General features: G+C 68.4%; 20 protein-coding genes. 7 read left to right on the plus strand and 13 right to left on the minus strand.

Annotation, left to right across the window (positions count from 1 at the left end; translation table 11 throughout):
- The first annotated feature begins 16 nt into the window (after nt 1-16).
- From MU521_RS03475 to MU521_RS03485, 3 genes are all read left to right on the plus strand, one after another.
- Nucleotides 17-565: a GMP synthase subunit A gene (locus tag MU521_RS03475; RefSeq protein WP_092689788.1), complete on the plus strand. Its 549-nt coding sequence runs from the start codon at nt 17-19 to the stop codon at nt 563-565.
- 137 nt (nt 566-702) lie between these two features.
- Nucleotides 703-2601 carry a DUF2070 family protein gene (locus tag MU521_RS03480; protein ID WP_092689791.1) on the plus strand — a complete coding sequence of 633 codons (1899 nt, stop codon included), beginning with the start codon at nt 703-705 and terminating at the stop codon, nt 2599-2601.
- An 88-nt stretch (nt 2602-2689) separates the two neighbouring features.
- Nucleotides 2690-4873 (plus strand): hypothetical protein, encoded by a 2184-nt coding sequence (locus MU521_RS03485; protein ID WP_092689795.1) that lies wholly within the window; start codon nt 2690-2692, stop codon nt 4871-4873.
- A gap of 4 nt (nt 4874-4877) precedes the next feature.
- Here MU521_RS03485 and MU521_RS03490 read toward each other — a convergent pair whose 3' ends face one another.
- The 7 genes from MU521_RS03490 to MU521_RS03520 form a co-directional block, all read right to left on the minus strand.
- Entirely contained in the window at nt 4878-5117 is a 240-nt protein-coding gene (locus MU521_RS03490; protein WP_092689797.1) for a DUF3194 domain-containing protein, read from the minus strand.
- Nucleotide 5118: 1 nt separating this feature from the next.
- Entirely contained in the window at nt 5119-5508 is a 390-nt protein-coding gene (locus MU521_RS03495; protein ID WP_092689800.1) for a prefoldin subunit beta, read from the minus strand.
- A 143-nt stretch (nt 5509-5651) separates the two neighbouring features.
- On the minus strand, nt 5652-6050 hold the full coding sequence (locus MU521_RS03500; protein WP_245681149.1) for a DUF7344 domain-containing protein: 399 nt from the start codon (nt 6048-6050) through the stop codon (nt 5652-5654).
- A gap of 54 nt (nt 6051-6104) precedes the next feature.
- A complete protein-coding gene (locus MU521_RS03505; protein WP_092689802.1) occupies nt 6105-8603 on the minus strand; it encodes a PAS domain S-box protein in 2499 nt (832 codons plus the stop codon).
- A gap of 101 nt (nt 8604-8704) precedes the next feature.
- Nucleotides 8705-8965 carry a KEOPS complex subunit Pcc1 gene (locus MU521_RS03510; RefSeq protein WP_092689805.1) on the minus strand — a complete coding sequence of 87 codons (261 nt, stop codon included), beginning with the start codon at nt 8963-8965 and terminating at the stop codon, nt 8705-8707.
- A gap of 1 nt (nt 8966) precedes the next feature.
- Nucleotides 8967-9101 (minus strand): DNA-directed RNA polymerase subunit P, encoded by a 135-nt coding sequence (locus MU521_RS03515; RefSeq protein ID WP_077205698.1) that lies wholly within the window; start codon nt 9099-9101, stop codon nt 8967-8969.
- Nucleotides 9101-9379 carry a 50S ribosomal protein L37ae gene (locus MU521_RS03520; RefSeq protein WP_092689807.1) on the minus strand — a complete coding sequence of 93 codons (279 nt, stop codon included), beginning with the start codon at nt 9377-9379 and terminating at the stop codon, nt 9101-9103. The genes MU521_RS03515 and MU521_RS03520 overlap by 1 nt, the downstream gene beginning before the upstream one ends.
- 39 nt (nt 9380-9418) lie before the next feature.
- Between MU521_RS03520 and MU521_RS03525 the strand changes: the two genes are divergently transcribed.
- A complete protein-coding gene (locus tag MU521_RS03525; RefSeq protein WP_092689810.1) occupies nt 9419-10024 on the plus strand; it encodes a hypothetical protein in 606 nt (201 codons plus the stop codon).
- Between the two features lie 9 nt (nt 10025-10033).
- On the opposite strand, the gene MU521_RS03530 is transcribed toward MU521_RS03525, so the two are convergent.
- The 6 genes from MU521_RS03530 to pth2 form a co-directional block, all read right to left on the minus strand.
- Nucleotides 10034-10759: a DUF2103 domain-containing protein gene (locus tag MU521_RS03530; protein ID WP_092689813.1), complete on the minus strand. Its 726-nt coding sequence runs from the start codon at nt 10757-10759 to the stop codon at nt 10034-10036.
- A 69-nt stretch (nt 10760-10828) separates the two neighbouring features.
- Nucleotides 10829-12214 (minus strand): tRNA pseudouridine(13) synthase TruD, encoded by a 1386-nt coding sequence (truD, locus tag MU521_RS03535; RefSeq protein WP_092689815.1) that lies wholly within the window; start codon nt 12212-12214, stop codon nt 10829-10831.
- 96 nt (nt 12215-12310) lie between these two features.
- Nucleotides 12311-12949 carry a phosphoribosyltransferase gene (locus MU521_RS03540; protein ID WP_092689818.1) on the minus strand — a complete coding sequence of 213 codons (639 nt, stop codon included), beginning with the start codon at nt 12947-12949 and terminating at the stop codon, nt 12311-12313.
- 113 nt (nt 12950-13062) lie between these two features.
- Complete coding sequence (locus MU521_RS03545) at nt 13063-13458, minus strand: PIN domain-containing protein (RefSeq protein ID WP_092689822.1); 396 nt, start codon at nt 13456-13458, stop codon at nt 13063-13065.
- Entirely contained in the window at nt 13455-13700 is a 246-nt protein-coding gene (locus MU521_RS03550; RefSeq protein ID WP_092689824.1) for an antitoxin VapB family protein, read from the minus strand. Before MU521_RS03550 ends, MU521_RS03545 begins: the two co-directional genes overlap by 4 nt.
- Before the next feature lie 42 nt (nt 13701-13742).
- On the minus strand, nt 13743-14081 hold the full coding sequence (pth2, locus tag MU521_RS03555) for a peptidyl-tRNA hydrolase Pth2 (protein ID WP_092689827.1): 339 nt from the start codon (nt 14079-14081) through the stop codon (nt 13743-13745).
- A gap of 91 nt (nt 14082-14172) precedes the next feature.
- Between pth2 and dcd the strand changes: the two genes are divergently transcribed.
- From dcd to MU521_RS03570, 3 genes are all read left to right on the plus strand, one after another.
- Nucleotides 14173-14763: a dCTP deaminase gene (gene dcd / locus MU521_RS03560; protein ID WP_092689830.1), complete on the plus strand. Its 591-nt coding sequence runs from the start codon at nt 14173-14175 to the stop codon at nt 14761-14763.
- A 199-nt stretch (nt 14764-14962) separates the two neighbouring features.
- On the plus strand, nt 14963-15859 hold the full coding sequence (locus MU521_RS03565) for a thiamine-phosphate synthase family protein (protein WP_092689832.1): 897 nt from the start codon (nt 14963-14965) through the stop codon (nt 15857-15859).
- Nucleotides 15859-16521 (plus strand): class I SAM-dependent methyltransferase, encoded by a 663-nt coding sequence (locus MU521_RS03570; protein ID WP_092689835.1) that lies wholly within the window; start codon nt 15859-15861, stop codon nt 16519-16521. Before MU521_RS03565 ends, MU521_RS03570 begins: the two co-directional genes overlap by 1 nt.
- Nucleotides 16522-16555 lie beyond the last annotated feature (34 nt).

Here is a 16555-nt window from a genome sequence, read left to right on the forward strand (position 1 = left end):
GGTCTCTATCCTCGCAATGACGCGTATCGACGTGGTCGACAACCACGGTCAGTTCACCCACCTGGAACACCGCGCGCTCCGTGACCTGGGCGTGGACGTGGAACTCATCGACAACACCACCCCGCCGGCGGCGGTGGACGCCGACGGCCTCGTCCTCTCGGGCGGCCCGGACATCGACGATATCGGCAACTGTCCCGACTACCTCGACCTGGACGTGCCGGTGCTGGGCATCTGTCTCGGCATGCAGATCATCGCGGACGAACTCGGCGGCCGGGTCGACGCCGGCGACTACGGCGGCTACGCCGACGTGACCGTCGAGATCACCGGCGACACCGATCCCCTGATCGGCTCGCTCGCACCCGAAACGCGGGTGTGGGCCAGTCACGCCGACGAGGTAAAGGAGGTCCCCGACGGGTTCACCCGAACCGCAAAAAGCGACGTGTGCGGCGTCGAGGCAATGAGCGACGCCGAGCGGGACCTCTACGGCGTCCAGTGGCACCCCGAGGTCTCCCACACCGAGGAGGGGGAAGCCGTCTTCGAGAACTTCCTCGAAATCTGCGAGTGAGCGGTCTCGGGGCCGTCGATCCGCCATTTGTTGCCATAGCGGGCCTGAGAGGTCTCATTTCCGACCCGCATGTGAACAATTCCCTACAGTCAAGAAGGCATCAAGAACTATAGCGGAGGGGCATCGAACCAGCAACAATGACCCAGACCCAGGGCGATCTCGCCGGGCTCTCGCGGTTCATCTTCCGCGCGCCCAACTGGTACTCGACCATGACGTTCGCCCTCGTGATCGCCGCCGTCACCGGTGTGGCCGTGTTCGACGGCCGGTACGTCCTCGGCGACGCGTGGGAAGGGATCTTCTTCGTCGGCCTGCCGACCATCGCCGCGAGCGTCCTCACGCCGTACGTCGACGGCCGACTCGGCGGGCAGTTGACGCCCAACCGCGCGTCACTGCTGGCGCTGACCTGTGAACTCGTGACCGTCGCGGTGCTGATGGTCGCGGGCCTGCTCGTCCTCGTCACGGGGCCAGTCCAGAACCTGGTACTCACAGAGCCCGCCGTCGGCGCGCTCGGCCAGCAGTTCGTCTTCGACGCGCTCTTGCTGGCGCTGGCCTCGATCTTCGCCATCCGGCTGTTCGTGATCGTCGCCGTCTCCAGACACTCCCTGCCGGTCGCGGCGATCCCCGCCAGCATCCAGACCGTCGCTGCTGCCGTCCTCCTGTTCATCTACAGCGGCACGCTCCGGTTCCTGGAGGTCGGTGGCCCGATCATGAACTCCTATCTCTCCCGGCCACAGGCGGCCCCGCCGGAACTGACGGTGGTCATCCCGCGGGACTTCGTGTTGCTGGGCATCGTCTGTCTCGTCTACGGCGGCGGCGTGGCGCTTTTCCTCCGGGCTATCGACTCCCCGTGGCGGCGCAGTCTCGACGTGTCCGTGCTGGATTTCGTCCGCGGGTTCATCGGCCACATCGCCGAGGGCACCCGGGAACTGGAGGACTTCTTCGAGGAGATTGGCGAGGAGGCGATGGTCCCGGTCACCGTCCTCGTCTTCCGGACCGAGAACGGCGCGGAGAAAGCCCGCTTCGTCCTGCCGATGATCCACCCCGGTCCGATGGGCGATATCGGCGGCGGCAACCTCCCCGAGCGCGTCGCCCGTGGGGCCGAGGGACTCGCCTTCCCGCCCCACGCGACCGCCGGCCACGACTTCAACCTCGTGACCGAACGGGAGGTCGACACCATCCTCGAGGCCGCCGACAGCGCCATCGGGGAGATCGAGTTCACCGACGAGGCCACCGTCTCCGTCCGGGCCAGCGAGGGGGACGCGAAACTGGTCGGCCAGGCCTTCGGCGACGACGCCCTGACCGTGGCGACCTACGCCCCCGAGTTCGCCGACGACGTGGAGTACGCAGTCGGTCTCTCGGCGGCCGCCGAAGCCCGCTCGGCCGGCCTCGACGACGTGATGCTCGTCGACGCCCACAACAGCAACAACGGCCTCGAAGGCGAGGATCTGGGCCACGTCACGCCCGGGAGCAGGCGCTCGTTCGACATGATCACCGGGGCCGGCGCGGTCGGGGAGCGACTCGTCGACGCCGAGCGGGGCCAGCCGAACCTGGGCGTCGCCTGGGACGAGACGCCCTGGGAACCCGAAGACGGGATCGGCCCGCTCGGGGTCCGAGTGGCCGTCCTCGAAGTCGGCGACCACCGCACAGCATACGTTCTGGTCGACGGCAACAACATGGAACCGGGCCTGCGCGGGACACTCGTCGACGCCATCGAGGGCGTCGACCACGCCGAGGTGATGACGACTGATACCCACATCGTCAACACCGTCGAGGCCGACAACCAGGTCGGTGCGGCCATCGACGACGACGAACTCGTCGCCATCGTCACCGAACTGGTCGATCAGGCCGCCGACGACCTCGAACCGGTCGAGGCGGGCATGGCCTCCGAGCGGGCCGCGGTCACCGTCTTCGGCAACGACCGGACCGAGACGCTCGCCTCCCACGCCAACGCGATGATCTCGATGGGCGCGACGCTGGCCGCCGCCGTCATCGTCGCCGTCCTCGCCATCTCGGTGTTCCTCTTTGCCCTCGCGTAGTTACCGAATCTGATAACCCGACGGGACGTTTTAAGCCGCGGCCAGTCCGAGCGTCGGGAAACGGCGGGCGACCGCCGGGGATCCGACGATGCAACTGCCACTGGCACCGGAGAACACGAGCACCGCGACCAGCCGACCGGCGCGCTGGGTGGTCTACGGTGTCTGCCTGTGGCTGTGTCTGCTCGCGGTCTCGGGACCGGCCGCGGCGGCAGGTGTCGACACCGGTTCGGCCGCCACGAGCGTCGCGCCGCCCGCGACCACGCTGGCCCAGGAGGACTGTTTCGGACCGGACACGTTCGAGGCTGTGGCCGGCGACACCGTGCAGATCTCGACCAGTTGCAGCGGCTACCTCCTCGTCGGCGGCGACAAGACGGTGGAATCCTCGTCGAACCGGAACTTTCTGGACCTGCTGTACGTCTCCGGTGGGACGACGTTCACCGTCAACACGCGCCTGCTGGGCACCGACCAGTCGGCCTACTCCGGGGGCGTCGTCAGCTACGCCCAGCAGTACGGCGCGGACACCGCACCCGAAGACACCACGGAGTTCGACGGGTTCGAGTTCGTGAACGAGGACGGCGAGGAAATCGCCGACACCCTCGAAGAGTTCAACGAACAGGTGGGCATCAGGCGACTCCCGCGACCGGTCCAGCCCGCCCGCTACCGGTTGCTGGCGGGAGCCAACGAGACGCTCGTCCTCGGCGACGACGGCGTCCCCTACCTGGAGGAGCCACTCGACCGGTCGAACCTCAGGCTGACCGAACCGAGTTTCGAGGGCGACCTCGAACGGAGCGTCGCGCCCGAAGGCGGGGCCGACGAGGACTTCACGCCCGCGACCGACCGGGGCCGGGTCGCGGCCGGCGACCGCGTGCGGATCAGCGGCTTCTCGACCGCCGGCTACCGGGGGACGCTCACGGCCATCGACGCCGACGGGCTCGATCAACTCCGCACCCTGCTCGACTACCCCGAGGGCGTCAACGTCACCATCGAACACCTGAATCCCGGGACAAACCAGGAGCCCGAACAGGTCACGTTCGACAGCGCGGACGCCCAGGACCTGTTCGTGGACTTCGCCGACGGCGAGTCGTCGTTCTCGATGGTCCTCGACACCTCGGGGGGCACCTGGTTCGGTCAGCGGTCGGCCCCCGGGGATCGGTTCCGGGTGACCTACGAGTTCGAGGGGACGGTCGGCGAGGAGTATCGCTTCCCCGGCGGAAGCGGGTTGCCGGGACCGTTCACGGCCCAGTCGACCGCCGATCCGGACCGCAGCGAACAGTACCCCTACTTCGATATCGAGGAGACGACCGTCGAGTCGACGACGACGTTCACCGTCGTCGAACCCCGGATCGAGTACAGCCGGGACCAGTTGACGAGCGACGGCGCGCTGATCGTCGGTGAGAGCGGACAGTACCGGCTCACCGGGACGACGACGTACGCGCCCGGGACCGACATCGAGATCCAGCTCATCTCCCGGGACGACCCGCCACCGACGAAGATCCGGATCGACGACGTGTCCATCGCGGCCGACGGCGACTTCCGGACGCCAGCCGTCAGCTTCGCCGAACTCGACCCCGAGTACCCGGTCGAAGCGGAGCTGTTCTTGCGCGACCGGCTGGTCGACCGTCGGCCGGTCGTCATCGCCGACGATCCCGACAACCCGGCCGAACTCGCGCTGGTCAGGGCCACCTCGTCGGTGACGATCACCGAGGGCGAGTCGCTGTCGGCACTCAGCGCCACGGTCGAGAACACCGGCGTCGCAAACGGGAACGCCAACGTCAGACTCCGGATCGACGGCGACCTCTGGGGCAACCGGACGGTCACCGTCACACCGGACGGGAACCGAACCCTCAGGTTCGACAGCTCCTACCCCGCGTTCCCCCCTGGAGAGTACCCCTACACCGTCAGACTGGCCAGCAAGGACCGGACGCTCTCGGGCACGCTCGTGATCGAACCGCGGGCGACCCCCGAGCCGACGGCCACCGCTGAACCCGACACGCCGAGTACGGCTCGGCCACCGATCACGACAGCGGACGACACGCCACAGTCACCGCCGACTCGAACCGTGACCGCGACGGCGACACCCGGCCCGACGACCTCCGTCGCGACGAACGCCTCCGCGCCGAGTGAGGACGGGGGGTCACTGCTCGGCGGACTCGTCGGCTACGTCACGTCGGTCGTCCCCTACACGCTGGGCTCGACGGTGTTCGTGATCCTCGCGTACGTGGTCGCGCGGGCGGTCGTCGCCCGGCGCGGCGGCAGCGAGAGCGCGTCCTGAAAAATTACTCGAACAGGTCGTCGACGGCGGATCGCGCGGTCAGCGCCGCGTCGTCGGCGACCTGTTCGGGGTCGCGCGTGTCCGAAGGTGCGTTGAGGTATACGTCCACTTCGAGGACCCCGTCCTCGAAGGTGACGGTCACGTCGAGATCGGTGACCTCGGACTGTTTGTACCGTTCGAACACGACCCCCTCAGCCGCATCGGCGGCCGTCTCCACGACTTCCTCGTCGGTGGGCTCGCCCATCCTATGCGCCGCCTGCACCGGGACCCATCGGGCCGCCACCGCCGCCGGCACCGCCGAGCATCTGCTGAAGCTCCTGCTGGAGTTCCTCGAACTGCTCTTGGACGCGCTCTTCCTGCTTTTCGAGCGTGTCGACGCGCACTTCGAGGCTCTCGACGGACTCCTCGAGGTCGTCTTTGGCTTCGGCGTACTCGGTCTTGACGAGCAGTTCGCCGACCTCGCGGTACATCGTGGTGTCCTCGTCAACGTCGTCGAGTTCTTCGAGTGCGTTCTGGGACTCGGTCAGCTGTGTCTCGGCCTGCTGTTTCTGGGCGGCGACCTGCTGTGCCGTCTCCTGAAGATCCTGTAGCTCCTCGATTTTCTCCTGTGCTTCCGGCGGCAGATTACCCTGCATACCCAGACCCTCGGCATCCGGAGTGAAAAACCCACGCATCTCACCCCTCTGGCAACGGCGACGGCGGACCCGCCGATCGGGGGCCGAGCGGCAGCGAGGAACGGAGGGCAGCGGGGTCGGGCGGCGAGCGGGCGGCCGAGCGATCAGGATTCGACCTGCCGACCCTCGTCGACGGCCTCAATGTGTTCGGCCCACTTCTCGACGGTCGGCTGGCCCCAGTAGCGTGCGGTGTTGCTCCGCGGGTCGTAGTCGACGATGCCCGCTTCGTCGAGTTTCGGCAGATGCCGATGGTGGAGGTTGATCGCGAGCCGGTCGCGTTCCTCGTCGCTCGCGTCCGGTGCGAGCGCGTCGACGAGGTCCGAAAGCGTCGCCACCTCGATGCCCGTCCGCCGCAGGAACAGGCAGACGCGGCGTCGGCAGTCGTTCGAGAGCAACTCGAACACGTCGTCGATCGGTGGTGTCACTACCGCACGGTTCGTGCCCAGCGGGTTCGTCGCGTTCTGGGGCCGAACTGATCGTTCGGGCTGTTTGTCGTCTCTCATGGAGACTACACACGTACTCGTACGTCCAGCCGCATGAGATAAGTACCTAGCTGTCTAGGTTCGGCCGTCGTCGAAGTACGTGGAGAGCAGTTTCCGCTCGGCGTGCCGGAGGTGCTGATGGAAGGTCGGCGACGAGATGTCCAGCGACTCGGCCACGTCCTCGGCGGTGCTGTCGCGCGGCCAGTCGAAGTACCCGCCGAAGTACGCCGCCGACAGCGCCGCCCGCTGCCGGTCGGTGAGCTTGTCGTCGACGCCTTCACACGGTGCCTCGGTGGCGGCCGGCCAGCCGTCGCCCTCGCGTTTGGCCGCGAGCGTGACGCCGCCGAACCGTTCGTCCAGCCGCTCGGTCAACGCCCGGAGGTCGAACCCGCGGGGGGCGGCCGCCTCGACTGTCACTTCGCCGCCCTCGGCCTCGACCGCGACGGGTTTGGCGCCGGACTCGAGCAGGACGGACGTGATCGACGGCCTGACCCGCGCCTCGAAGACGGCGTGGTCGTCGGTCTCCGTCACCAGCCGGAGCGAGTCGGGCCCCGGTGTCCCCGACTCGTCGGCCAGCGCGCGCACCTCGTCGGGCGGTGCGGTGACGGCGACGTAGTGGAGGCGGCCGTCGCCGGACGCTTTCGCCGACCCGAGCAGTCGGCAAGCGCAGTCCAGGTTCGCCGAGGCGGTCCCGAAGAACGTCTCGGGTTCGTCGAGTTCGAGCGTCATCTCGATGGGCACGTCGGACTCGATGAGCTGGCGGTTCTGCGTGGCGCTGATCGCGAATCCGACCATCTCGCCCAGCACCTCGAAGGCCTTGCGTTCGCGGTCGCTGAACGCGCCGGGTCGGTCCGCGTACACCGCCAGCATTCCGTGGGTCACCGTCCGGTGGGTGAACGGAATGACCGCGACCGACCGGAACCCGTGATCCAGCGCCGGTTCCCGGAACGGCTCGAACAGCGGGTCCGACTCCACGTCGTTTGTGACCGTCACCTCGCCAGTCTCGAAGGTCTTGGCGGCCGGTCCTGCATCCTCGTGATCCGCCTCGGTCGGAATCTCGACTGCCTCCAGGTACTGGGCCCCCTCACCGGCCCAGGCCTTCGGCTCGACGAACGGTGTGCCCGGACGACGCACACCCGTGAAGGCAAAGCGATACAGCGACGACCCACCCAGCCGCTCACAGACCGTCTCCTCGATCTCCTCGGCCGTCGCCGCCGACGCGAGCGCTCCGATGGTCTCCTGGACGAGTTCGTTGATCCGGTTGAGCGTCTCCAGTTCGTCGCGCTGGGTCCGGAGTCGCCGCTCGCTCTCCTTGCGTTCGGTGATGTCGCGGACGACGCCGACGGTCCCGGCGAACTCCCCGTCGTCCAGGGGCAGCAGGGAGAACCGGTTCTCGACGGGGATCTCCTCCCCCTCGGCCGTCCGGAGCGATCCCTCGACCGTCCCGACCGAGCGCTCGCCGTCGAGCATCGCTTCGCGTTGCTCGCGGGCGTTCGTGACGACGCCGTCGGAACCGAACCACCGCGCGTCCAGTCCACCGAAGGCCGCGGGATCGAACCCGAGTTTCGCCTCGGCCGCCCCGTTGACCATCCGCACGTCGTGGTTCTCGTCGGTCATGTAGACCCCGTCGCTCATCGTCTCGACCAGCGTCTCGTAGCGCTGGAGTTCCTCGGTCCGCTCCCGGAGTTTCTCCTCGCGGTCGGCCCGCCGAAAGGCCGACTCCACGTCCGCCGCGAACAGCCGCCCGAGTTCGCGGTGGGTCTCGTCGAAGGCCGACGGCTCCGTCGCCCCGATGCTGATCATGCCGTACCCCTCGATGGGGAGCAAGAGCGCGCTTCGGGCCGGGTCGTAGTCGAAGTCGGTGTCGAGGTCGCGCATGTCGTCGACGACGACCGGTTCGCCGGCCTCGTAGGCCTCACCGACGAACCCCTCGCCGACCGCGCAGGTCGGGGGCATCTCGTCCAGCCTGTCGTCGTCGGTCGCCACCGCGATAGGTTCGAGGCGGCCGTCGTCGGTCACCATTCTGACGCCCGTCGTCGCGAACGCGAAGTGACGCTGTGAGACTTCGGCGGCCGTCTCGGCGACCTCGCGGTGGGTCTCGGCGGCCATCAGGTCCCGGGTCCCGCAGTGGAGCTGTTCGAGCAACTCCGCGCGTTCCCGGCGGTCGCTCACGTCACGGGCCGTCCCGGCGAGCCCCCAGACCTCGTCGTCCTCGTACAGCGGCGCGGCCGTGACTTCGTGTGGAATCTCCCGCCCGTCCGCTGTTTCGAGGTGGAACGCCTCGGTCACCTCCTCGCCCGCCGCGACGCGGCCGAGCGCATCCACCGCCCGCTCGCGGTCACTGTCCGCGACCAGCGTCAGCGGGTCCATCTCGGCGAGTTCGTCCTCGGAGTACCCCAGGACCGTCTCGAACGTTTCGTTCCAGTCGACGAGGCGACCCGACCGGTCGAACACGTAGTACAGGTCCGTCAGCGTGTCGAGGATCGCCCCCGACGCGTCCTCGGGATCCGGCCACTCGCTGCGACTGTCCGGATCGACCCACCAGTCGCCCTGGTGTCCCAGTGCCCGACTCATCCGTGCCCCCCTCCCCAGACGAGCGTCGCCAGCCCTGGTAGCGACGGCTGTTCGATCATACTCCGGTCTAGTCGAAGCGTCTGATAAGCGTATCGCCGGTGTCAGAGACTGCCACAGCCGGCCGCGTCGGCCGCTTCGCCGACCGAGACGAGCGTCGACCAGGTGTTGATCCCGGCCCGGAGCGCGACCAGATCGTCGGCCTCGACGGTCACCGTCACGGTCGCGGCCTCGCGGTCCAGTGTCGCCGTGGTCCGGTCGCCGGCGATGGCACCGACCTCGGGGCGGACGCTTCGCTCGACGGTTCGGGCACGACGCTCGTCTTCGAAGGTGAACGAAAGAACGGCGTCGTGGGCACGCGCCACGCTAGTTGACGTCGACTTCCTTCACGTCGCGGCTGCGCTCTTTCAGCAGGACGCGGTGGCCACAGTACGGACAGCGGACGCCGCCGTACTCGTCCAGTTCCACGTCGCGCTTACAGCGGGAACACTTGTAGCTCATTACTCGTCGTCTTCGGACAGGGCCGCGCGGATCGAGCGCGTGACGGTCTTGCCACCGGGCGTCTCGGGGCGGTACGTGCCACCCGCGAACTTGTAGTCACAGTAGCCACACTGCCAGATACCGGTGCCCTGGCGCTCGACGGCCTCCTTGCCGCACTCCGGACACTCGTGGTCGTCGTTCATGTCGTCCTCGATGTCCGCGACGCGGCGTCGTGCGACGCGGCCGTAGCGAGCGCCGAACCGGCCGGCGCTCCCCGTCCGTGCCTTGTCTTTGGCCATAGTACCGTTGTATCGGCACAGGCCGCTGATAAACCCTGCGTGTTCGACCGACGACGCTTTGCCGATCGCTCCGTTCCACTGGACGTGGCCACTCGCCTCGACCACTCCCTCCCGACCACGGGCCGCGTCGGCGAACGGGGCCTGCTCCGGCTCGGCGCGGCACTCGGGCTCGTCGGCTGGACTGGCACCGCGATTCTCGCTCGACTCGACGCGCCAGCGGCCGGTCACCTCGCACTCGGCTGGTGGACACTCCCCGTCGCCGGAATGGTGTACGCCATCGGCCGTCACGCTGCGAACCCTGTGCGGTTCTCGACACCCCTGTTCGGCTGGGGCGTCCTCAACGGCACGGCGACGACCGTGACGCTATGGGCGGTCGCGGTCGACGCACCGACGGGAACAATCCCCCTCGTCTGGCTCGCCGACCTCGCACTCGGCTACGCCTGGACCGCGGTCGCGCTGGGACGGGCCGGACAGCCGGGCCGAACTCGGGGGTACGCGACCGCGGCGCTCGCCTGTGCCGTCGCAGTCGGCCTCGGCTACACTGGCGTCACCGGCGGAGACGTGGGCGGGTACCCGGTCGTCGCGACGCTCCACGTCGTCCCACTGGCACTCGACGCACGCGGCCTGGGGCGACGCCGGGCGTGACCGCGACACTCACTCCCGCAACCCGACCTCGTCCAGCGCGTCGTTCAGGTCCGCCCGAACCTGCTCGCCCAACTCGCGGTCGCCCGCGGTCGTGACGACGCGATTCTCCTGCACGCTGGACCCGTCCCGGATCAAAAGCCGAACGTTCCCGTTGGCGTCGGCCCGCGTGGCCTTCGCCCGGACGCCGCCCCGCGAGCCCGACCCGCTCGCGTCGATGGGGCCCGGGATGATCTTCTTGACGTGCGGGTGGCCCGCGACGGTCTCGATTGCCTGTTTGCCCGCACGCTCGCCGATCAGCGTCGTGTGCGATCCGCCGAGGATGTCGGCCGTCGACGTCTCCACGACCTCCAGCGCCGGCCGCCCCTTCCGCTCGATCACCGCCGTCACGGGGTCCTCGCCGGTCACGCGATAGAACTCGTAGTGGACCTGCCCGCGAACGGCCCGGAGGACCTCGCGGTCGCCCGTCGCGTACACCTCCTCCGGCCGCTTGCGCCTGATCTCGTCGGCGATCAGCCCGGCGAAGTTGCGCAACTCGATCACGTCGGCCTCGCCGTCGGGGTCCTCGGGCGTCGTGGTGATCGTCCGCCGGCTGACGGTCTCGTCGTCCAGTAACGTCGTGACCGTCGCGCGGTCGCGTTCGAGGTCCAGCACGACGGTGTCGGCGTTGGCCGTTCGACAGACCAGGCAGTAATCGCCGGGTCGGTCGAGTTCGCTGGCACACTGCCGACACTCCATGTCACTGTGTCGGTGATTCGACGGGATAAGGGAGACGGTTCGAGTCGTCCGGCGGCCGCGGTTCACCGGCTACCCCAGGTCCGCCGGATCGGCCTTCAGATACTCCCGCAACAGGACCGTCGCGTAGCTCCCCTTCGGCAGGGCGAACGAAAACGAGAGCGGGTCGCGCCCGACTGTCAGGTCCGTCCGCACCAGCACCGCCCGCCGGGTCCCCGTCGAGTGGAACTCACCCGGCAGGTCGAAGTCCGCAGGCTCGATGCCCACGTCGGAAAGAATCTCGCGCTCGATCTCGCCGGGTTCGTCGTCGCCGAACTCCGTCTCGGTCCCGACCAGCGGCGCGGTGACGAACGCCCGCCCGCGCTCGCAGTGACGGGTCACGGTGTCGACCCGATCCGCGTCGACGCGCTGGCGGCGGTCGGTGTCGGGCACCGTCACCTCGGGCGGCGCGTCGCTGTCGGTGAAACAGACCACGTCGCCCGCGACCGGTCGGTCGAAGGGCAGGCCGCGCGCCAGTCGCTCCGAGAGAACGCGGTTGAACACGTACGACTGGGCGGCGTTGACCACGAGTTGCTGGAGATTGCTCGGCATCGTCTCCAGGGCCGCCCGGAAGTCCTCGGGTTCGTCGGCGTCGCGGTCGACCAGTTCGTGCAACATCGCCCGCTCGTAGTTCAGATAGCCCGGCAAGGCGTCGAGGGCGGCCTGCCAGTCCCGTGAGCCCGCTGCGACCTCTTCGACGCGTGCACGGGCCGCCTGCGTCTCCTCGGGTTCGCGCTCGGAAGGCCTACCCACGTAGGCAAGAACTGCGTCCTCCCAGTTCTCGCGGACGACTTCGAGGCCGACCTCGTGGGTGATCGGCCGGTGGCTCCCGAAGCGTTGCTGGCCGAAGTAGTTCGGCACGCCGACGGTGACTGGGTCGTCCGCGGGCGTGTCGTCGCCCTCGTTGGCTCCAGCCGCACCCGCGAACGCCCGGAGGTCGTCGGTGATGGCGTCGACCAGCTCCGGTCGCTCGGGATCGCGAACGGTGACCTCGAAGGCGTTGCCCGCCAGATCGCCGAAGAAGATGGGGCGGCCCGTCCGGCCCAGCACGTCGATGTCGGCGTCCGAGAAGGTCACATCGGCGACGGTCTCGGGGTCGGCGTCGGCGACCGAGAACAGCTGGGTCGTGACGGCGTGTTTGTCCTTCGTGCCGGCCCAGGAGATGCGTTCGCGGCTGGATTCCAGCGCGTTCGAGAGGGCGCTCGCGAAGTCGTTGGTGTCCCAGCCGGTGAGTGTGGCCCGCAGGAGGACGTGCGGGTACGCGCCGGGGTCGGCGTCGACCGGTTCGGGCTCGAACGCCTCGATCTCGGTGACCCGGAAATCTTCGGGCTCGGCGCGCAACCGGCCGCCGACGCCCGCGGCGTCGCTCACGTAGTACTCCATCCCGACGGCGCGCTCGACGGGCTCGGCCTCGCGCATCAGCCACCCACCCGGAAATCGGTCGTCATTGCTCCGGGGTTGGACCCGCCCCGACAAAAGCCTGGAGATCCGCGGCGGTCGACCAGCCTCGACCGCTCACGCCGCCGCGCCGTCCCGGTCGAGATAGGTCAGCGCCTCCTCGTCGGGGACCCGCCGAAAGTCCCGGTAGTGCTGGCCTACGGCGCGGAACTGTTGGGGCGTCTCCAGACAGAGCACCCGGTCGGCTTCGTCCCGCAGGGCCTCGATGGTATCTGGCGGCCCGACGGGGACGGCGAAGACGAGGGGGTCGGCCCCGGCTTCGCGCACCTGTCGCAGGCAGGCCCGGGCGGTCGACCCCGTCGCGACGCCGTCGTCGACCACGACGACCGCCTGGCTGTCGAGGTCACCGAGTCGTTCGCCCTGTCGGTAGGTCGCCGCCTTCTGTCGCGCGGCGACGGTCTGTGCTTGCCACTCCTCGCGGACGTACGCGCCACGCACGCCGAGGCGGTCGATGGTGTCCTCGTTGTACCAGGTGCTCCCGTCGCTGGCGACGGCACCGATGGCGAATTCCTCGTTGCCGGGTGCGCCGAGTTTCTTCGCGACCACCACGTCCAGCGGGGCGTCGAGCGCGTCCGCGACCGCGCGTCCCAGCGGCAGCCCACCCCGCGGAATCGCCAGCACGAGATCGGCGGCCACCTCCTCGCTCGCGAGTCGGTCGGCGAGTCGCTCGCCCGCGTCGCTCCTGTCGGCGAACATACTCGGAGCAATGGCGGGCGACACGCAAAGGCGTCCGTGCCAACTATCCGTGGATCCTTGCGAGAGAAGTTCCACGTACACAGCACGTCGAGAATTCGGCCGCGGTAGTGACCCTAGACGAGTTCGACCGCGAGTCCGTCGACCCGAGTGAGATCGCCGTCGTTAGTCACGACCGGCTCGTTGTACTGGAGTCCCGTCGCGGCGACGATGGCATCGCCGGGGCCGAGTTCGGGTTTCTCGTCACTGACCGCGTGTCGTCCTTCCAGCGCGCCGGCCTGACGCGCAATGTTTCCGTCGATCTCCACGACCGGCTTGTTCGCCACGAGTGCCCCGTACTGCCGGGCGTTCTCGAACGACTGCGAACCTGCGCCAACCCCGACGTAGAGTTCCTGAACCACAATCGTGGGCACTCGTAGCGGCACGTCCGCTGACTCCAGTTCGGCCGCTCTCTCTATCGCGTTCTGATTCCGGTTGTCGAGTTCGATCAGGAATTCGGTGTCGAGGATCATCCGTCGTCCTCGGCACCCATGCGCTCCAGTCTGTCCCGCGTGTCTTCGATGCCCCGCTTTTTGGATTGAGCCAGTGCCTCCCGGTGAGTCGCTGCATCCACGACCGGCTCACCGTCGGCGAAATCCAGCAGCGTCCACTCGCTCGTCAGCCGTTCGATCGCCTCGCTGAACGTCTCGTCACTCCGTTTTCGACTCTTAATTCGCTCGTATACGTCGTCGTCGAGGCGGACCTGATGGCTCATGCTAATACGTCGTTGACAGCGGAGGTTAGGCGTTTCCCCGCCTCAGAACAGCGAGAGATCGCCGGTCACGCGGTCGACGGCGTCCTCGTCGCCCGGCCCGACCGCCAGCGCGGTGACCGTCCCGGGTTCCAGCTGGGTGTGCCCGGCGTCCCGGACGACGGCGTTGGGCAACCCCTCGCGTTCGGCCTTGTCGGCCAACTCGAACAGTTGCTGTTCGCTCTCGCCTTTCAGGACGACCTTCTTCTGGCCGCCGCCTTTCCACTCCTTGCGGGTCCGGTCGGGTGTGTCCTCGTAGGCCGACAGCGACGCGTGGGCGACCTGCGCGGCGAGTTTGCCCTTGCCCATCCCCACGTCCGCGCGTGCGACGATTGCCTGTTTCATATCTTGGGGGAGCGGGGCGGCGACAATAGGTCTGACCGTTGGCCGTCGCGGACCCCCATGACTTTAGACGACCGACTCCGCTGGTAGGGACATGATCCTCTCGGACACGAACATTCTCGACCGGCTCGCCGAGGGCGACCTCGTCATCGAGCCGCTGGAAGACGTGGACCTGCAGGTCCAGCCCGCGAGCGTCGACCTCCGGCTGGGCCGGGAGTTCCTGGAGTTCCAGCACGCCAACATCCCCTGTATCCACCCCAACAGCGAACAGGAGGTCGAAGAGTACGTCGACGAGACACACGTCGAGGAGGGCGACGAGTTCATCCTCCATCCCGGCGACTTCGTCCTCGGGACGACCGTCGAGCGCGTCGAGATTCCGCCGGACCTGATCGCTCACGTCGAAGGCCGCTCGTCGCTCGGTCGGCTGGCCATCGTGGTGCACGCGACAGCGGGTCTGTGCGATCCGGGGTACCAGGGCCAGATAACCCTGGAACTGTCGAATCTCGGGACCGCGCCCGTCGCGCTGACGCCGGGGATGCGCATCTCCCAGTTGACTTTCACCGAACTGAAGACGGCCGCGGATCGGCCCTACGGGGAGGAGCGGGGCTCGAAGTACCAGGACCAGTCGGGACCGCAGGCATCGAAGATTCAGGGGGACGACGAGTTCGGAGGCGACCAGGTCTGAGCGCGAACCCTGTTCTGCGTCGCGCTCAGGCGTCGTCGCCGAGAACGAGGAGCGTGAGGAGGCGACCAGGTCTGAGCGCGAACCCTGTTCCGCGTCGATTTTCTTCGGCGAGAAAGCGTTCGGAGCGGGATCCGGTTCCGTCAAGCGAGTGAATCGACCAGCACGGTTTTTATGCCAGTCGGTCCCGGAGGGAGGAGCAATGAGATTCATCGAGGAGGTGGTAGTCGAGGAGTTCCTCCCGACCTTCAGGTCGATGCTGGCCGAGGAGTTACGGGAGCGGGGGCTGACCCAGAGCGAGGTGGCCGACCTCCTCGGGATCAGCCAGAGCGCCGTCTCGAAGTACGTCCACGGTGAGGTGGCGCGCAACGAGCGGCTCCTGACCGACGAGCGGGTGGTGGATCTGGTCGAGCGCCTGGGCGACGGCCTGACCGACGGTGCGATGAGTCCCGTGCAGGCACTCGTCGAGACCGAGGTCGTCATCCGGCAACTCGAACAGGGGGACGTGCTGGCCCAGTTGCACCAGGAGGCGGTACCCGAACTGGCCGACTACGGCGGCGCGTTCGACGTGCACGACCCGGACAGCGACGTGCGCATCGCCGAGCAGGCACTGGCGTCGGTCCGCCGGGGGCTGACGGTGATCGAGAACACGACGGACTTCGCCCCACACATCCCGGCAGTAGGGACGAACGTCGTCGAAGCCCTGCCCGACGCCACGGGCATCGAGGACGTGGTAGCAGTTCCGGGCCGGATCATCGACCTGAAGGGTCGCCCGGAGATCCCAGCCGAACCCGAGTTCGGCGTCAGCGAGTACGTCGCCAGCGTCCTCCTGACCGCCCGCGAACACGGCAGCGACGCCCGCGCCGCGATCAACGTCCGGTACGACCCGACCATCGTCGACGCGCTCGAATCCAACGGACACACGCCCGTCGAGTTCGACGCCGAAGCCGGCATCGACGACGCCATCCCGACCGCACTGGCGGCGAATCCCGACGCCGAGGTCCTCTACCAGACCGGTGGCTTCGGCATCGAACCCGTGATCTACGTCCTCGGCCCCGACGCGCCGACGGTCGCGGGCCGGCTCCGGGACTGCACCTGATGTCCGACCGCGACCGCGTGCGGGAGTTCTACGGCCAGTGGGCTCACATCTACGACAGACTGGCGAGTGCACCCGGCGTGCGGTCCTGGCGACGCCGGGCCGCCGCCGCACTCGATCTCTCGCCGGGCGACACCGTCGTCGAGATGGGGTGTGGCACCGGCGCGAACGTCCCGTTCCTGCGCGAACAGGTCGGCCCGGACGGTCTGATCGTCGGTATCGACGTGACCCGCCCGTTGCTCGACCGTGCCCGCGCTCGCACGACGGGCCGGGGCTGGACGAACGCACACTTCTGTACCGGCGACGCGACCCAGCCACCGGTCTCGGGGCCGGTCGACGCCGTCCTCGGAACCTTCGTGCTCGGACTGTTCCGGGACCCCGCGGCGGTCGTCGAGGACTGGGTGGACCTGTGTCGGCCGGGCGGGCGCGTCGCCGTCCTGAACTTCCAGCGCAGCGATCGCCCGCTTGCCGCCCCGATCAACCTCGCGTTCGCGGCGTTCCTCTGGGCTGGCTCGCCCGGTTGGAGGGTGCCGGACGAACCCGTGACGGCGGCCTTCGAGCGACGGGTCGACGCCGGCCGGACCGCGCTCGCCACCCGCACCGACGACCGCCGCTACGAGACGTTCGGCGGCGGCTACCTCGGCCTGCTCTCCGGCCGCGTTTAGGAACGCTTTTTTCGGACGTTTCAGTGTGTACGAA

Origin of the sequence: Halorientalis regularis (assembly GCF_023698535.1) — an archaeon.
GTDB classification, from domain to species: domain Archaea; phylum Halobacteriota; class Halobacteria; order Halobacteriales; family Haloarculaceae; genus Halorientalis; species Halorientalis regularis.

Bases quoted from the DNA above. Each gene is read 5' to 3' on its own strand.
- MU521_RS03505 (WP_092689802.1), bottom strand. From the start codon at position 8,603: ATGAGTCGGGCACTGGGACACCAGGGCGACTGGTGGGTCGATCCGGAC.
- MU521_RS03490 (WP_092689797.1), bottom strand. From the start codon at position 5,117: ATGGGCGAGCCCACCGACGAGGAAGTCGTGGAGACGGCCGCCGATGCG.
- MU521_RS03475 (WP_092689788.1), top strand. From the start codon at position 17: ATGACGCGTATCGACGTGGTCGACAACCACGGTCAGTTCACCCACCTG.
- truD (WP_092689815.1), bottom strand. From the start codon at position 12,214: ATGCGCGAGGCCGAGCCCGTCGAGCGCGCCGTCGGGATGGAGTACTAC.
- MU521_RS03550 (WP_092689824.1), bottom strand. From the start codon at position 13,700: ATGAGCCATCAGGTCCGCCTCGACGACGACGTATACGAGCGAATTAAG.
- MU521_RS03540 (WP_092689818.1), bottom strand. From the start codon at position 12,949: ATGTTCGCCGACAGGAGCGACGCGGGCGAGCGACTCGCCGACCGACTC.
- MU521_RS03545 (WP_092689822.1), bottom strand. From the start codon at position 13,458: ATGATCCTCGACACCGAATTCCTGATCGAACTCGACAACCGGAATCAG.
- MU521_RS03495 (WP_092689800.1), bottom strand. From the start codon at position 5,508: ATGCAGGGTAATCTGCCGCCGGAAGCACAGGAGAAAATCGAGGAGCTA.
- MU521_RS03485 (WP_092689795.1), top strand. From the start codon at position 2,690: ATGCAACTGCCACTGGCACCGGAGAACACGAGCACCGCGACCAGCCGA.
- MU521_RS03565 (WP_092689832.1), top strand. From the start codon at position 14,963: ATGAGATTCATCGAGGAGGTGGTAGTCGAGGAGTTCCTCCCGACCTTC.
- MU521_RS03480 (WP_092689791.1), top strand. From the start codon at position 703: ATGACCCAGACCCAGGGCGATCTCGCCGGGCTCTCGCGGTTCATCTTC.
- pth2 (WP_092689827.1), bottom strand. From the start codon at position 14,081: ATGAAACAGGCAATCGTCGCACGCGCGGACGTGGGGATGGGCAAGGGC.
- MU521_RS03520 (WP_092689807.1), bottom strand. From the start codon at position 9,379: ATGGCCAAAGACAAGGCACGGACGGGGAGCGCCGGCCGGTTCGGCGCT.
- MU521_RS03515 (WP_077205698.1), bottom strand. From the start codon at position 9,101: ATGAGCTACAAGTGTTCCCGCTGTAAGCGCGACGTGGAACTGGACGAG.
- MU521_RS03500 (WP_245681149.1), bottom strand. From the start codon at position 6,050: ATGAGAGACGACAAACAGCCCGAACGATCAGTTCGGCCCCAGAACGCG.
- dcd (WP_092689830.1), top strand. From the start codon at position 14,173: ATGATCCTCTCGGACACGAACATTCTCGACCGGCTCGCCGAGGGCGAC.
- MU521_RS03530 (WP_092689813.1), bottom strand. From the start codon at position 10,759: ATGGAGTGTCGGCAGTGTGCCAGCGAACTCGACCGACCCGGCGATTAC.
- MU521_RS03570 (WP_092689835.1), top strand. From the start codon at position 15,859: ATGTCCGACCGCGACCGCGTGCGGGAGTTCTACGGCCAGTGGGCTCAC.